The 15,384-nt window shown below is 72.1% G+C and carries 10 protein-coding genes; 3 read left to right on the forward strand and 7 right to left on the reverse strand.

Annotation, left to right across the window (positions count from 1 at the left end; translation table 11 throughout):
• Window positions 1-4 precede the first annotated feature (4 nt).
• The 4 genes from ACFVXC_RS33005 to ACFVXC_RS33020 all read right to left on the reverse strand — a co-directional run bounded on the left by ACFVXC_RS33005 (window position 5) and on the right by ACFVXC_RS33020 (window position 7,461).
• Window positions 5-1,768, reverse strand: coding sequence for an acyl-CoA dehydrogenase (locus ACFVXC_RS33005; RefSeq protein ID WP_389912896.1), 1,764 nt, complete (start codon window positions 1,766-1,768; stop codon window positions 5-7).
• The gene (locus ACFVXC_RS33010) at window positions 1,762-3,603 is read right to left on the reverse strand and encodes an acyl-CoA dehydrogenase family protein (protein ID WP_389912899.1); all 1,842 of its coding nucleotides are present in this window, start codon (window positions 3,601-3,603) and stop codon (window positions 1,762-1,764) included. Before ACFVXC_RS33010 ends, ACFVXC_RS33005 begins: the two co-directional genes overlap by 7 nt.
• 1 nt (window position 3,604) lies before the next feature.
• Window positions 3,605-5,395, reverse strand: a complete 1,791-nt coding sequence (locus ACFVXC_RS33015; protein ID WP_389912902.1) for a fatty acyl-AMP ligase — start codon at window positions 5,393-5,395, stop codon at window positions 3,605-3,607.
• A gap of 152 nt (window positions 5,396-5,547) precedes the next feature.
• Window positions 5,548-7,461, reverse strand: a complete 1,914-nt coding sequence (locus tag ACFVXC_RS33020) for an HAD-IIIC family phosphatase (protein ID WP_389912905.1) — start codon at window positions 7,459-7,461, stop codon at window positions 5,548-5,550.
• Between the two features lie 264 nt (window positions 7,462-7,725).
• Between ACFVXC_RS33020 and ACFVXC_RS33025 the strand changes: the two genes are divergently transcribed.
• Window positions 7,726-9,294: a DHA2 family efflux MFS transporter permease subunit gene (locus ACFVXC_RS33025; RefSeq protein ID WP_389912907.1), complete on the forward strand. Its 1,569-nt coding sequence runs from the start codon at window positions 7,726-7,728 to the stop codon at window positions 9,292-9,294.
• A 73-nt stretch (window positions 9,295-9,367) separates the two neighbouring features.
• Here ACFVXC_RS33025 and ACFVXC_RS33030 read toward each other — a convergent pair whose 3' ends face one another.
• Both ACFVXC_RS33030 and ACFVXC_RS33035 read right to left on the reverse strand, forming a co-directional pair.
• Window positions 9,368-10,942 carry a 1-deoxy-D-xylulose-5-phosphate synthase N-terminal domain-containing protein gene (locus ACFVXC_RS33030; RefSeq protein WP_389912910.1) on the reverse strand — a complete coding sequence of 525 codons (1,575 nt, stop codon included), beginning with the start codon at window positions 10,940-10,942 and terminating at the stop codon, window positions 9,368-9,370.
• A gap of 171 nt (window positions 10,943-11,113) precedes the next feature.
• On the reverse strand, window positions 11,114-11,890 hold the full coding sequence (locus ACFVXC_RS33035; protein WP_389912913.1) for a thioesterase II family protein: 777 nt from the start codon (window positions 11,888-11,890) through the stop codon (window positions 11,114-11,116).
• A gap of 348 nt (window positions 11,891-12,238) precedes the next feature.
• Between ACFVXC_RS33035 and ACFVXC_RS33040 the strand changes: the two genes are divergently transcribed.
• Together ACFVXC_RS33040 and ACFVXC_RS33045 are read left to right on the forward strand one after the other, a co-directional pair.
• Window positions 12,239-12,655, forward strand: coding sequence for a DUF4260 family protein (locus ACFVXC_RS33040; RefSeq protein WP_389912916.1), 417 nt, complete (start codon window positions 12,239-12,241; stop codon window positions 12,653-12,655).
• A 98-nt stretch (window positions 12,656-12,753) separates the two neighbouring features.
• Window positions 12,754-13,992, forward strand: a complete 1,239-nt coding sequence (locus tag ACFVXC_RS33045; RefSeq protein WP_389912918.1) for a cytochrome P450 — start codon at window positions 12,754-12,756, stop codon at window positions 13,990-13,992.
• 90 nt (window positions 13,993-14,082) lie between these two features.
• On the opposite strand, the gene ACFVXC_RS33050 is transcribed toward ACFVXC_RS33045, so the two are convergent.
• Window positions 14,083-15,333 (reverse strand): FAD-dependent oxidoreductase, encoded by a 1,251-nt coding sequence (locus ACFVXC_RS33050; protein ID WP_389912921.1) that lies wholly within the window; start codon window positions 15,331-15,333, stop codon window positions 14,083-14,085.
• Window positions 15,334-15,384: the final 51 nt, after the last annotated feature.

Consider the following 15,384-nt stretch of genomic DNA (forward strand, 5'->3'; position numbering starts at 1 on the left):
GGGGTCAGCCGGCCAGCGGCGTGTTGTAGAGGTCGAAGCTCCTGCGCTGGTCGAACCGGTGCAGTACTTCCTCGTGCAGCCGGACGTCGACGGCCGGCGGCAGGTCCGGGGGCTGCTGGCCGAGACGGCGCGCCAGGCGGTGCAGCACGGCGGCCAGCCAGGACGGGTCGGCCAGGAACATGTCGTCGCCGGAGCGGGCCTGCTGCCAGACGCCGATCGCGGAGGCGGCGGCGAGGAGCACCGCGTACCGGTCGGCGAGGGCGAAGGTGGCGGGGCTCGCCAGGGCGGTGCGGTTCTCCGGGGCGAGTGCGAGGCTCGCCTCCTGCAACTGGCGCAGCTCGTCCATCATCTTCAGGGCGATCCCGTGGACCGCCCGCTCCTCGGGCGTGGAACTGGGCAGCTCCTGCACCGCGGCGACGAGGGTGGCGCTCAGCGCGTCACGGCCGCTGGCGAGCTTGAGCTTCTCGAAGGGAATGTCCGGCAGGTCCTCGCGCAGCCGGAACAGCGACGCCGGCGCCGGGTCCCCCACGAACCAGGACCGCCGGGCGAGGCGGGCCAGCTGGGGGATGATCGTGGCCTGGCAGGCGGCGGAGCCCGCGTGGCCGAGGCTGAGGACCGGCAGGTCCCTGATGTGCTTCTGGAAGATGCCGAACTCGCCCTCGCGGACGTAGAAGCGGGCCCCGAGGACGATCGACAGGTCGTGCATCGTCTCGGTGAGGATCTTCGGCACCAGGTACTTGGTGGCGGCCGCGTAGACGCTGGTCTCGTCGGGCAGCAGATGCACCGCGCGGGTCGCGGCCAGCGAGAGGCTGTCGCAGGCGAGCAGGTCGAGGAAGGCCCCGGACAGGGTCGCCTTGGCGTGCGGGATGTTCATCACGGACTTGCGGTACAGCTCACGGCCGAGCGCGAACGAGACGACGGTGCGCAGGCTGGTGTCGGCCGCGCCGAGCGCCATGCCCGGCACCGCGCTGCGGGTGATCTGGAAGGCGCGCAGGGCGAGTTCGACGCCCTTGCCGACCTCGCCGACGAGCGCGTCCGCGGGCACCGGGGTGTCGTCGAAGTGCAGCCCCGACAGATGGCAGCCGCGTACGCCGACCGCGTCGTACCGCGGCAGTACCCGGTAGCTCTCGGCGTCGAGGCCCGCCCGCTCGGCGAACACGACCGAGTGGCTGCGGCTGCCGGGGGCCGGGCTCGTGCGGCTGAAGAGGACCCAGGCCGCGGCCCGGTCGGCGTTGTTGATGACCTGCTTCTCACCGGAGAGCAGATAGCCTCCGTCCGGCCCTTCCTTGGCCTCGAACTCATTGCGTACGAAGTCGTTGCCGTGCGCCAGTTCGTGGTACGCGACCGAGACCTTGCCCCCGTCGAGCATGATCCGGGCGAGGCGTTCGCGCTGCTCGGCGGAGCCGGCCGACCACACGTTGACGCCCGCCATGAACGAGGTCACGCCGTAGCCGAGGCCCAGGGTGACGTCGCGGCGGAACACCTGGCGCATCACCCGTACCAGGGTGTCGATCCGCTCCAGGCGGCCACCGTGCTCCCGCGGCACGAAGTCGGCGTTGAGCACCGCCTCGTCGAGGACGCGCTCACCGGCCGCGGAGATCTCCCCGGCCTCGTCGGCCTCAAGGAGCCGGGCGTACGAGACGGGGTTCGTCTCGTCGTTCGGGTCGCCGAGACGTTTCTCCAACTCGGCGACGCGGGCGACGACCCTGGTCTCCTGGTCGGTGGCGGGGGCTCCGGGGGCCCCCTGGGGCAGGGAACCGGTCAGCATGACGTCCTCTCGTTCCCGCCGTGCGTGGCAGCGGCGTTCGCAGCGGTGTTCTCGGAGGTGGGCGAGGCCGGTTCCCGCTGCTCGATGAGCGAGAACAGGCGGCCCTGGGCGCGCGCGGACCGCAGCTCGGCGAGCAGCGCCTCGTAGGTCTCCGGCTCCGAGTCGTCGGCCGTGCCCGGACAGTCGCCCTCGCCGAGTCGGGTGAGGATCCGGTCGAGCGCGGCCCGCAGCCACAGCGCGTCGCGCCACAGTGCGGCGCTCGCGCCGTCGGTGAACCGGTCCACGTTCTCGGTCCACAGGCCGAGGACGGCCGCGCCCGCGTAGCACAGGGTGTAGCGCCGGGCGGTCTCGAAGGCGGCCGGGGGGACGTCGGTGACGACGCCCTGGTGGGTCTCCATCTCGGCGTGCACCGCGTCGGTGACGGCGAGCAGCCGCCGGGCCGCCGCGACGGCCGGCCACAGCTGGGGACGGGACTGCGCCCGCCCGGTCAGCTGGGCGAGGTTGCCGGCCAGACCCGCGATGATCCCGCTTCCGCGCCGTGCGACCACGCAAAGGCGCGCCGGGTCGAGCGGAGGCAGCGGCACACTCAGGTCCTGGGCGGCCGCGGCTCCCGCCGTGTCGCCGGTGCCGCGGTGGTGACCGCGTACCAGCGAACGGAACTGGTTCACCACCGAGTTGAGGTTCACCAGTGTGTTGCCGTCGAACAGGCCCACGATGCGGTGGTCCCGGTCGAGCTTCTGGAACCGGCCGTGCGCGTACACGTCCTTGAGGAAGGCGCGGGCGCCGAGCAGCCGGGTCAGTTCGGTGAGCACGCCCTCGGTGCCGGAGGGCAGCAGGTACTTGGTGACCGCGGCCGTCAGGCTCATCTCCGCGGTCTGGGTGTGCACGGCGCGCGAGGCCACCAGGGCGAGCGCCTCATGCAGCAGTACATCGGCCGCGGCGGTGCCCAGGGTCCTGCGGGCCTTCGGCAGCTCGATGAGCCGCCGCCCGTAGAGCTCGCGCTCCTCGGCGAAGTCCAGGGCGATGCGCAGCCCGTGGTCGCCCGCTCCGAGCGAAAGCGCTGCGCACATGGTGCGGGTGAGCTGCAGCGCCTTGATGACCGTCTCGACGCCGCCGCCCTCCGCGCCGACCAGGGCCCGGCGCGGCACCCGGGCCCCGTCGAAGACGACGCCCGAGATGTCGGCGCCGCGGATGCCGTGGGTGTCCACCTTGGGCAGATGCCGGTAGGTGCCCTCGGCCAGCTCCCGTTTGTCGACGAGCAGGACGCTGAAGCCGCGCGGGCCGCCCGCCGGGTCGGTGCGGGTGAGCAGCGACAGGAGCGAGCCGCGGGTGGCGTTGTTGATGAGCCACTTCTCGCCGCTCACCAGCCAGCCATCGCCGTCGCCGTCGCCCGGCGTTGCGGCCGGGCGACCGCTCACCTCGCAGGCGAGCAGGTCGCTGCCGTGTGCCCGTTCGGTGAGACCGAGCGATACCGGCACCCCGGCCCGGATGTCGCCGCCGAGCCGCTCGGCCTGCTCGGCACTGCCTGCCACCCAGACGCAGACTCCGCCCAGGTAGGTCTTGCCGTGGCCGATCGCGGTGGTCAGGTCGCGCCTCGCGACGGCCCGCAGGAGCTGGAGCAACTGCTCGTAGTCGTCGAGCTGTCCGCCGTGCTGGACCGGCACGTAGTAGTCGGAGAGGCCCCATTCCTGAAGGAGACGGCAGATGTCCGCGGGAAACTCCTCCTTCTCGTCGAGCTCGGTGCAGCGCTCGTACGAGAAGGTGGTGCGCGGGTCGTTCGGGTCCCCGAGGAAGGCGTCGAACTCCTCGGCCAGCCGGTACGGCGGATGCTCCATGTCAGGCTCCCGGAACCAGCGGGCGGTCGATGGCGTCGGCGACGAGCTCACGGACCGCGGGCTCGAGAACCTCGTACAGCGGGGTGATCTGTCCCTTGAGGAACAGCTGCTTCATCAGGGTGCGCTGGATCTTGCCGCTGGTGGTCTTGCGGATCGTGCCGGGGCGCACCAGGAGCACATTGCCCGCGGGGATGTTGAACTCCCGTCCGATGAAGCCCTGGACGCTGGTGGCCAGGGTGCGCAGATCGGTGGCGACCTTGCTGGTGCGCACCTCCTGCACGATGATCAGGTGCTCGCGGTCGGTCTCCACCGCGAAGACCGAGCCCGCGCCGATGCCAAGGGCCTTGTCGGTGCCCTGCACCGCCCGCTCGATGTCCTGCGGGTAGAGGTTGCGGCCCGCGAAGATGACCAGTTCTTTGAGCCGGCCCGTCACGTAGAGCTGGCCGTCCTCCAGCACGCCCAGGTCGCCGGTGCGCAGCCAACCCCCTGCGTCCGTACCGCCGTTGCCGTTGGAAATGGCCGCGTCGAAGATCTCCTTGTTGGTCAGCGGGCGCTTCCAGTAGCCCTCCGCGACGCTCTCGCCGCGCACCCAGATCTCGCCGACGGACCCCTCGTCGCGCTCCTTGAAGGTCTCCGCGTCGACGATGCGCACGTCGAAGTCGTCGGGGTTGACGACGCCGCTGCTGACCAGGGTGCGGCTGGGCGTGTCTTCGCGCGGGTCGGCGAGCTCGCCGGCCTCAAGGGCCTCGGAGTCGACGCCGAGGACGACGGGCCGACTGGCCTGCGGGGTGCCGGAGACGAGGAGCGTCGTCTCGGCCATGCCGTAGCAGGGGAAGAACGTCTCGGGCCTGAAGCCCGCGGGTGCGAAGCGCTCGGTGAAGGCCCGTATCGTCTCGGCCCTGACGGGCTCGGCTCCGTTGCAGGCCACCCGCCAGCTGGACAGGTCGAGGGTGGCGAGCTGCTCGTCGGTGACGCGGCGCAGGCACAGGTCGTACGCGAAGTTGGGTCCGCCGCCGATGGTGACCTTGTGGTCGCCGATCATCTGAAGCCAGCGGTGCGGCCGCTTCAGGAACGACACGGGCGACATCAGGGCGGCCGAGGCGCCAAGGAACAGGGGTTGCAGGATGTGCCCGATCAGGCCCATGTCGTGGTAGAAGGGCAGCCAACCGCCGTAGCGGGTATCGGAGTCGCCGCCGGCCGAGTTCTTGATGGCCTGCTCGTTGGCGAGCAGGTTGCGGTGCGAGACCATGACGCCCTTGGGGTCACTGGTCGAGCCCGAGGTGTACTGGAGGAACGCGAGGTCCTCCGGGATCAGGGACGGCGCGGTCCAGGCCGCCGCGTCACCGTGGTCGGGGGCGTCGGTGGCCAGGCACCGCACGTCGGTCATGTTCTCGGCCGCCAGCCAGGCCGTGATGTCGGGGGCGTTGACCGAGTCGGTGAGGACCGCGCGCGCCTCCGCGTCGCGCAGGATCCCCGAGACGCGGGTGAAGTGGTTGCCCTGCTCGGTGGGGAGCGGCGCGGGTACCGCGACGGCCCCCGCGTACAGGCAGCCGATGAAGCCCTTGACGAATTCGAGGCCCGAAGGGAACAGCAGCAGCACCTGGTGCCCCGCGGCCCCGTTCTGCTGCAACCAGGCCCCTATCTTCCGTGCCTCCAGGTCGAGTTGGCGATACGTCAGGTGCTGGGGGGCCGAACCCTTGGCGTCGTCCGGCAGAAAGATGAAGGCGTCCTTGGAGCCGAGCGCGTCGGTACGCGCCAGGACCAGTTCCGTAAAGGTTCGGAAGGCTGTCAACGTCGTTCCCTGACCTTTCGACGATCCGACGGCACAGCGCCGGGCGTTGGTCTTTTCGGACAGTTCGATGCTGCGGCGAACGGCTTGGGTGCCGCTTGTGCGGGGGCTCGGCGGGCTTGAGCGGCCTCGACGTCGCTCGCCCGGCGGCGGCATCAGGCGAAGTCGGCGTCCAGGGCCAGCTGCCCGGGAACCGGCGTGATGTCGCCGAGCCGGTGGACGAACTCAAGCCCTCCATCGGCTGTTTCAGCGGTGGTCTCGAAGCCGAGCGAGGGGTAGAAGCCGCGCACCCGGTGGTTCTTCGCGGTGGGGCGGTAGCTCGCGTGCACGGCCGCCGCCCCGGTGTCACGGGCGTGCGCGAGGAGCACGGACACCGCCGCCTGCTCGATGCCCCGGGCGAAGACCCGGCAGCTGAGAAGCATGTTGTCCAGGTGCAGCGCGTCGCCGTCGCGGTGCGCGAAGACGGCCCCGATCACGCCGTTGTCACCGAACTTGTCGCGGGCGCGCAACGCCAGGACGAGATGGTCCGGATCGGTACGCCGCTCCTGTACGTCGGCCTCCTGCAGCCTGCGGGTGGTGAGGTTGAACTGGTTGGTGCGCAGGGTGATCTGGGAGATGCGGGCCACTTCGTGGTCGCGTACGGGCGACACCTCCAGGCGGATGTCCAGGGCCCGCAGATAGTCCTCCATCGAGCCCGAACTCTCCTGGAGGTCCTGCCGGTCGGCCTCGGAGCGGTACTGCCCCGATCGCAGCCGGTCCTCCGCGGTCAGGGAGCGCACGTCGAACCAGCCGTCGGCGAGCAGCCGGTCCACGTGCAGCGCGGGCTCCTCGTCGAGCCGGACCACGGCGACCTCCGGCAGGCCGGCCGCCACGAGGCCGCACTCGAAGGGCGAGTCGTCGGCGAAGACGAAGCTGTCCACGCCGAGGTTGAGGCGTGTGGCGATGTCCCGCAGATTCCCGTCCTTGGGGTCCCAGTTGGCGTTGATCCGCGTGAAGTCGGCCTCGCGCAGCGTCATGTCGGGGTGGTCGCGCAGCACGTCGACGACGGGCTCCCGGTCGTTCTTGCTGCACACCGCGAGCAGCACGCCCTGGGCGCCGATCTGTTTGACGGCGCGCTGGAACTTGCCGAACGCCTCGCCGCGGTAGGTCGTCGCCGCGGCGATGCCGTCCGCGCCGTCGTCGCCGAGAATGCCGTCCCACAGGGTGTTGTCGAGGTCGACGACGAGGACCTTCTTGGCGCGCCCGCGCAGTGTCCGGGCGAGGTGCCCGATCTCCCGCGCGTACCGCCCCAGGAGCTCCTCGCCCAGGTGCACCTTCGCGTACGCGGCGAGCCTGCTGTCGCGCACCGGGCCGCCGTCGGCGATCAGCGGGTCCAGGTCGACCACGTGAAGGCGCGGGTGTTCGGCCGCCAGACGCAGCAGCCCCGAGTTGAACTCGCGCCAGCGCAGCGAGAGCTCGGCGCGCGACGCGTGGTCGACGAGCTGGTGCGTGTGGCCGCTCAGGAGCGGCAGGGTGTTGAGGACCAGGGTGCCGGGGCCGTGCTCGGTGTAGCGCCCGACGAGCCCGGTGAGCTGCTTCAACTTGCTGTCGAGGACCGCGGCCAGGTCCGTGACCTGCCAGGGCAGCGGGAGCTCGTCGAAGACGACCTGCGCGTCCAGGACGCACAGGGCGAGTTCCGTGCCGGACTCGTACAGCGGGCTGGACGTGTCCTGGAGGTCCCGCAGCCAGGAGTCGTACTCCGCGTCGGAGATCCGCACCGGTATGCCGTGCCGGGCGAACTGGGCGGTGAGCGCCGGGGGCAGCGCGTCCAGCATGCCGTGTCCGGTGAGCGCCACGGTCGCCGGTGCGGCGCCAGGGTGCAGCTCTCTGATGCTCTCCGGCGAGACCCGGGCGAGCAGCCGTCCGGCGCGGGCGAGGGCCGCGAAGTCCGCGTCGTGGCCGGTGAGTTCGGCGAGGAGCGCGGGCACCGCCGGATACTCGGCCGCGATCCGCCCTTCCTGGTGCAGGGCGCGGAGCCGGTCGAGCGGGCCGAGCCGCTCCGCCTCAGGGGTCGTCACTGCTGTGGTCACGTTCCTCTTCTCCTGTCGCTCGTGCAGCAGCCGCACGGAGGGACATCGGCGCCGCTCGTGGCCAGTCACCGTGTGCGGGAGAACTAAAGGGCCGGTTGCACCCGGGCCGCCGGGCGGGTGGCGAAGGCGTCGCTTCAGCGAGCCGCAAGCACTCGCGCGCACGCTGCCGTACCTGCACGCACGACCACCCGGAACCTGCACGCACGACCACCCGGAACATCTAGTCGCCCCCGGCCACCCCGGCCCGGCATGCGAGGAGACCTCATGAAGACCGACTCGGCTCCCGAGCGGGGCACCGCTCACGCGGGGGCGTCCGCACCTGCCGCCACCGCCCCGCCAGACCCCCGGCGCTGGTGGGTGCTCGGAGTCATCTCCCTTGCCCAGTTCGTCATCGCCATCGACTCGTCCGTCGTCAATGTGATGGGCCCCAGGCTCAAGGAGTCCATCGGCCTGTCGACCACCGGCCTGCAGTGGGTCATGAACATCTACGTCCTCCTCTTCGGAGGCCTCCTGCTGCTCGGCGGCCGGCTCGCCGACGTAGTCGGCCGTCGCCTTGTCTTCCTGGCCGGTCTCGCGCTGTTCACGCTCGCCTCGCTGGGCGCCGGACTCGCCGATTCGGAGGGGGCGCTGCTCGCCGCGCGTGCGCTGCAGGGCATCGGCGCCGCGGCCCTGTCACCCGCCTCACTGTCCATCCTGGTGACGGTGTTCCCCGACACCAAGGAGCGGGCGAAGGCGTTCGGCGTGTGGGGCGCGGTGATCGGGATCGGCGCGAGCACCGGGACCATCATGGGCGGAGCCATCGTCAACGTCGACTGGCGCTGGGCGTTCTGGATCAATGTGCCGGTCGGCCTGGCCGTCGGGGCGGCCGCCCTCGTCCTCGTCAAGGCGCTCAGGCCGTCGGGCGAGCGGCCCGCCAAGGACCTGGCCGGAGCGGTCACGGCGACCGGCGGTCTGCTGCTGCTCGTGTACGCCATCGTGACCTCCGGCGACCACGGCTGGGCGGACTGGCGCACCCTCGGGGCCTTCGCCGTCGCGGTCGCGCTGCTGATCGCGTTCGTCGTGGTGGAGGGGCGCAGCAAGGCGCCGCTCGTGCCGCTGCGTCTTTTCCGCTCGCGTTCGGTGGTGGCGGGCGGCCTCGGCGAGTTCCTCACCGCGGCGATCATGATGCCGATCTTCTTCCTCCTTCCGCTGTGGATGCAGGGCGTCCTCGGTTACAGCCCGCTGCGGACCGGTCTCGCGTATCTGCCGGTGAGCATCGCGCTGATGGTCCTCGCTCCCCTCGCCTCCACACTGATCGGCAGGACGGGGCCGCGGAACATGTACCTGGCCGGTACGGTCGCGCTCGCGGGCTGCGTCGTCATGCTGATCGGCCTTCCCGTGCACACCGGCTACTGGAGCTTCCTGCTTCCGGCCACCACTCTGTTCGGCGTCGGCCTGGTCTTCTGCCTCATCCCGACCCCGGTCGTGGGCACGTCGGAGGCGACCGACGAGGACGCGGGGACCACTTCCGCGCTGCTCAACGCCTCGACGCAGATCGGCGCCGCGTTCGGTATCGCCGTCGCCGTGACGGTGCTCAACAACAAGACGGCCTCGGAGGCGGCGCACGGCGCGAACCCTGATGTCGCGCTGGTGAACGGGCTGCAGTCCGCGTTCACGGTCCTCCTCGTGTTCCTGGTCCTGTCCGTGCTCACGGGGCTCTTCGGTTTCCGGCGCGGACCCCTCGTCCCGGCCGGCACGCCGAGCACGGCCGGGGGTGCCGCCGAGGGCACGACCGGCGCACAGGACGCCACCGGCGCCCCGGCGGTCAAGGCCCCCGCGCAGACCGTGGGCTGAGTCCGTCCCCGTACGCCGCTGTGGCCCGCCGCCCGGTCATCCGGGTTGCGGGCCACAGCGGCGTACGGGGTGTTCAGCCGCAGGCGTCGTGGAGTTCGCCGAGCCGCAGCGCGACGCTCTCGGCAACGGCGGCGCCGGTCAGCGAGGCACCGCCGACCGACTCACCCAGCGACTCACCGACCGACTCACCGACCGACTCACCGACCCCCGCGAAGGTCAGCACACCGCCTCGCACCGTCACCGAAAGGGCGTGCTCGGCGGCGAGTTCACCGAGCCGCGCGGGGAGCGGTGTGGTCCACCCCGGGTCCACGACGGTCACCCCCACGCCCCGGTCGTCGAGCAGCCGGGCCGCCTCCAGGCAGATCCGGGCCATGGATCCGACCGACACGATGAGTACGTCGTCGGGGACCTGCTGCGGCGCACGGCGCAGCACGTCGAGTCCACGGTCGTGGGCCACGGCCTCGATGTCCGGGGATACGGGCCCTTCGGGGAAGCACACCGCGGTGGGCGCGTCCGCGGTGCCCAGGGCCTCCCGCAGCCGCGCCCGCAACCGGGCCCCGTCGCGCGGCACCGCGCAGCGCACACCGTCCGGCAGCCCGGCCGGGGACGGCGCCCCGTCGAGCACGAAGGTGGTCCCGTGCCCGCGCCCGACCGCGGGCATCGGCGCCCCGGCAGGCACGGCGATCACGGGGTGCAGCCCCTCGGCGGCCAGGCCCGCCGCGCAGTGCACTGCGTGCTCCCGGGTGCCGCCCATGGCCAGGGCGCGCTCCGGGTGGATCGCGGCGAACCCCGCGAGGACATGGGGCAGTCGGCGGGCAGCGCTCACCGCGACGACGTCCGGCTGCTCCGCCCCGGCCGCGGCCAGCTCCTCGGCGAAGACGGACGCCCACGACCGCGAGGGCAGCACACCGAGCCGCTCGGTCCCGGCCCGCCCCGGGGTCACACAGTGCACGACCACCGGCCGGTCCGCTTCCCTGGCGGCGCGCAGCGCGGATTCCAGCCGCGCGGGGCTGCGGCCGTCGACCGGCCCGGTGTGTTCGAGACCCGGCCCGGTGAACGCGTCGTACAAGCTCGTCCCGACGAGGGGAGCACGGCGCAGAGCACCCCCGACGATCCGGCCGGTGATCCCGCCACGTGCGCCCCGGTGCAGCCCTCCTCCCCCGGTGACCTCCCCGTGGACCACGACGACGATCCGCAGTTCGGGGGTGCGGGCCAGGGAGTCCAGGGCCTCACGGGCCGCGTCGGTCGCGAGGACCGCGCCGTCCACGACGGCGATCGCGTGCCGGTCGGTGCGCCCGCCGAGCAGGAAGGCGCGGGCGAGCCCTTCGGCGTACGAAAGGGCCCCTACGCCCAGGGGGCCGACCGCCCCGGCGGCACCGGACCGCGCCATGAACTCACGGCGTCCGCACAGCAGTTCATGGGCGGACGAGAGCTGAGGGCTTCCCCAGACCACTTGGTCTCGCGCGGAGTCGAAGACCCGGTGCAGCGCGATGCCCAGCTCGACGCCGGTGTCCGCACCGGGGTGGGCGGCAAGCGACTCCCGGACTTCCACGGCCAGTGCGGGCAGTCGCGCCGGCCGCAGGGCGCGCACGTCGTGGGGGCCGTACACGTCGTCGAGCACGAGCGGCCACGGCTGGGTCTTCGGCATCACAGCGCACCTCCTGATCGGGTCGCGGCCCGCTCCGGCGACCCCTCACGGTGGCACGCGGGGGCGTACCGGGACAGTGATCCGGACACGGGCCGGACCGTGCGTGCGCGAGGGCCGGACCATGAGGAGTTCATGGTCCGGCCGCCTTGGTGCCGGGTCGGGGCCGCGCCGTCAGGCGGCGACGGGCACCCGTGCGTACTGGCGTACCAGCGGGGCCAGTTCACCCAGGAACGTCTCCTCGTGGGCCCGGACGAAGAAGTGCCCGCCCGGCATGGTCCGCACCTCGCAGCCCCGCCCCGCGTGCCGCCGCCACGAGACCACCTCGGGCACCGACACCAGCCGGTCCCTGCGGCCCGCGAACAGGTGCAGCGGCACCCGCAGCGGATCGGAGAGGCACGAGGCCGCGTCGCCCGTGCACAGCAGCAGGTCGTCGCGGGCCACCGGCAGCAGCGCGGCGAGGAAGTCGGGGTGGTTCAGGAGTACTTGGGGTATCCCGCCGAGCGCGGCAAGGCTCTCGATCAGCTCCTCGTCACTCGCCTCCGGGCGGGCGATCTGCGGCGCGGGCAGGTGCGGCGCCCGGTAGGCGCTCAGTACGACCGCGAGCGGCAGCGGCGCGCCGCGCTGCTGCCGCCGCCAGGCCAGCGAGTAGGCGATCAACGCGCCCATGCTGTGCCCGTAGAAGATGTGGGGCCGCTCCAGCTCGTCGTCGAGCTGGGCGTCCATGTCGTCGATCAGGGCCTGCAGATCGGTGAACCGCGGTTCGTCGATGCGCCCTTCACGGCCGGGGAGCTGGATGGGCATGACCCGCACCCCCGCGCCGTGGGCGTCCAGGGTGCGCTGCCAGCGCCCGTACGCCGAGGCGCCGCCGCCCGCGTACGGGAAACAGAACAGCCGTATGTCCGCGCTCGAGCTCTCGTCAATGCTGCTCCGGGCCAGGTATCGCGTCATCTTGCTCCGCCTCGGGTCCGTCCTGCGTGGGTGTGCCGGCGGGATCCGCCGCGCGGCGCTCGGCCGGCGGCCGATCGGACGGGCTGAGCCGGGCCCGCACAGCATGGACATGCGCGGGCCGGGTCACTGCCCGGCCGGGAGGGCACCGGATCCGCTGCGGAGCGGATCCCGGCCGACACATCACGCAGCGTGCGGTCGACGGCTAAAGGGCGGCCAAATCCGAGGGCCGCGGCGGCTCGGGCCGGGGCCCATCCGAGCCTTTAGGGCGGTCCCCGATGGTGACGCCGACGCATGCCGTAAGCCCGCACGCACCCGCACGCACGCCGTTCCCCCACTAGGAGTGAGTTCATGACGTCATCCGCCACCCGGGACGCCACCCGCAGTTCGACGTCGGTGGCGGTCCGCACCGCCTGGGCGCTGCTCGGCGTGTTCCTGCTCGTCTGGGTCGTGTTCGAGATGGTCAAGCACACGGGCTGGGTGATCCCGCTCGGCCTGCTCGGCTTCGTCGCACCCGACCTGTCGTTCTTCGTCGGCGCCTCGGGCCCGCATCAGCACGGTCAGCTGCCGCGCGCCACCGTGGGCGCCTACAACCTCGTCCACCGGCCGGCCGGGCCACTGGCCTTGATGACGGTGGTGGCCCTGCTCGCGGACGGCCCCGGCCAGAACGCCGCACCCTTCACCTTCGGCCTCGCCTGGCTGCTGCACATCGCCCTCGACCGAGCCCTGGGATACGGGCTGCGCACGGCCGACGGCCGGCAGCGCTGAACCGCCCCCACACCCCGACCAGCACGGCCTTTGCCCCGCCACAAGCCCGCGTTGCGACGATCTCGCGAGCCCTGACCCCCTTCATGGAGGCAGCACCCATGGACATCGAAGAGCAGTCGGCCCCCAGCGGCGCGAGCGCCGCCGAGCCGACTCTGAGCTACCCGTTCCACCGGCCGTCCGCCATTGAAGTCCCGCCGGTGTACGAGGAATTGAGGGACCGGTGCCCGGTCGCTCACGTACGTCTGCCGAGCGGCGATCCGGGGCATGTGGTCACCCGCTACGACGACGTGCGCACCGTCCTTGCCGACCCCCGCTTCAGCCGCGCCGCCACCGTCGAGCCCGGCGCCCCCCAGCTGTCCAGCACGCCCCCGCTGGCCGGCGGCCTGTTCACGATGGACCCGCCCGAGCACACCCGGCTGCGCAAGCTGGTCCTGCGGGAGTTCACCGGGCGCCGCGTGCAGCAACTGCGCCCGCGCATCCAGGAACTCACCGACGGACTGCTCGACTCGATGGAGCGTCTCGCGCCGCCCGTCGACCTCAACACCGAACTGGCCTTCCCGCTGCCGGTGATGGTCATCTGCGAGCTGCTCGGCGTGCCCTTCGAGGACCGGGGCCGCTTCCGCGCCTGGTCCGACGCCTTCGTGTCGCTCACCTCGCACACCCCCGAGGAGACCGCCGCCCAGCGCGCGTCGATGATCGCGTATCTGGCGGCTCTCATCCAGCGCAAGCGGGACGAGCCCACCGACGACCTCATCGGAGCGCTCGTCACCGCTCACGACGAGGAGGGCCGGCTCACCGAGCACGAGCTGATCACCATGTGCATCACGCTGCTCGTCGCCGGACACGAGACGACCGTCTCCATGATCGGTACCTGTGTACTGACCCTGCTGCGCCACCCCGAGCACCTGGCCGCGCTGCGTGAGAACCCCGACATGATCGAGCACGCCGTCGAGGAGCTGATGCGGATCAACCCGATCGGTGACGGCGGGCCGCTGCGCGTCACCCTGGAGGACGTCGAGCTCGGCGGCACGCTCATCCCCAAGGGCAGCGCCGTGCTCGCGGCGATCTGCTCGGCCAATCAGGACGCGGCGCGCTTCCCCGAGGGCTCGCCCGCCGACTTCGACCCCCGGCGCCCCTCGGCGACCCAGCACGTCGCCTTCGGCCACGGCCCGCACCACTGCCTCGGCGCGGCGCTCGCCCGCGCCGAACTGCAGATCGTCATCGGCTCGTTGCTGCGCCGCTTCCCCGCCCTGAAGCTCGCCGAAGACGTCGCCGACCTGCGTATGACGACCGGGATGATGGTGCACGGACTGACCAGGCTGCCCGTCGCCTGGTGACCCTCCCGCGCCGCGCGCCCCGCACGGGCACGGCGAAGGCCCTGACTCCCGCCCGGAGTCAGGGCCTTCGCCGTGCAGCGGCGCGTGCCGTCACACACGCGACGCCGGTTGGTGCGTGGGCACCTCGTGCGGGCCCTGCTGCTGCAACTGGAAGTACGCCCCCGCGAGTACCCGCTGCTTCAGCCGCTGGCTGCGGTCCACGGCCCGGTACAGGGTGCGCCGGAGGGTGCCCCCTGCGCCGTGCAGCGCGAAGAGCCGCTCCTGGCGCAGCTGGAGCCCCCGCGATTTGCTCACCGACGTCTCCCGGGCCCGCTGGAACTCCTCACCCGCGCGCCCGAGTTCGGCGACCGAGCCGCCGGCCGCGAACGCCCGCTGCACCAGCGGAGCCAGCGTCACCGCGTCGATGATGGCGTGGTTGACGCCCTGCCCCAGAATCGGTGTCAGGGTGTGCGCGGCGTCGCCGGTCAGTACCAGTCCCGGGCAGGACCAGCGCGGCACCAGGGTGGTGAAGATGTCCAGCATCGACGTGTCCGACCAGCTGCGGATCTCGGAGCGCACCGTGCCGGACAGCTCGGGGGCGAGCCGGTCCAGGCGCTCGTACAGGGCGGGCAGCCCCTTGGCGCGCAGCTCCTTGAGGCCGCCCTTGGGGATGTTGAAGCCCACCCGCACGCTGTCGGGGTGGGTGGGGATGAACAGGCCGTGCTGATCGCCCTCGATGCGAATGCGGTACGTACGGTCGTCCCATTCCTTCGGGAACGGCAGCTTCAGCCACACCACGTCCCGCTCCAGCGGCATGCGGGTGTAGGGAAGCCCCGACATCTCCCGCACCTTGCTGAACCGGCCGTCCGCCGCCACCGTCAGGGCGGCGTGCACCGTGACCTCGCCCTCCGGAGTGCGCGCCCGCACCCCGGTCACCGGCCCCTGGCCCTCGCGCACCAGGCCCACCGCCGTGGCCTTGCGGAGCAGCGTGAAGTCGTCGGCGTACTCCTCACCGAGCCCCGCGAGTGCCGACAGGAGCGCGGGCTGCGGCATCTCCACCGGGTAGGGGTGCGGATACGGGAAGCGGGTGAAGTCGGCTCGCAGCACGGCGCTGCCGGAGTCCACTATCTCCATGCGGTGCATCTGCTGGTAGGCGCCGTCGAGCCGCCCCAGGACGCCGAGGCGGTCGAGGAGCCACACCGAGTCGGGAGAGACCGACTCGCCACGGAACGACCGGTCGAAGTGGCCGCTCTGCTCCAGGACCACGACGGAGACCGAGCGCTTGGCGAGCTCCACGGCCAGGGTGAGGCCCGCGGGCCCCCCTCCGACCACGCACACTTGTGCGGTCAGCTCAGTTGTCATCGTCAACGCTGCCTTTCCGGAGGAGTCACGGTCGCTCGACTCTCCCGGCAG

It is taken from the genome of Streptomyces sp. NPDC058257 (assembly GCF_042881845.1).
GTDB lineage: Bacteria > Actinomycetota > Actinomycetes > Streptomycetales > Streptomycetaceae > Streptomyces.

Bases quoted from the DNA above. Each gene is read 5' to 3' on its own strand.
- ACFVXC_RS33035 (WP_389912913.1), bottom strand. From the start codon at position 11,890: ATGACGCGATACCTGGCCCGGAGCAGCATTGACGAGAGCTCGAGCGCG.
- ACFVXC_RS33030 (WP_389912910.1), bottom strand. From the start codon at position 10,942: ATGCCGAAGACCCAGCCGTGGCCGCTCGTGCTCGACGACGTGTACGGC.
- ACFVXC_RS33050 (WP_389912921.1), bottom strand. From the start codon at position 15,333: ATGACAACTGAGCTGACCGCACAAGTGTGCGTGGTCGGAGGGGGGCCC.
- ACFVXC_RS33010 (WP_389912899.1), bottom strand. From the start codon at position 3,603: ATGGAGCATCCGCCGTACCGGCTGGCCGAGGAGTTCGACGCCTTCCTC.
- ACFVXC_RS33025 (WP_389912907.1), top strand. From the start codon at position 7,726: ATGAAGACCGACTCGGCTCCCGAGCGGGGCACCGCTCACGCGGGGGCG.
- ACFVXC_RS33045 (WP_389912918.1), top strand. From the start codon at position 12,754: ATGGACATCGAAGAGCAGTCGGCCCCCAGCGGCGCGAGCGCCGCCGAG.
- ACFVXC_RS33040 (WP_389912916.1), top strand. From the start codon at position 12,239: ATGACGTCATCCGCCACCCGGGACGCCACCCGCAGTTCGACGTCGGTG.
- ACFVXC_RS33005 (WP_389912896.1), bottom strand. From the start codon at position 1,768: ATGCTGACCGGTTCCCTGCCCCAGGGGGCCCCCGGAGCCCCCGCCACC.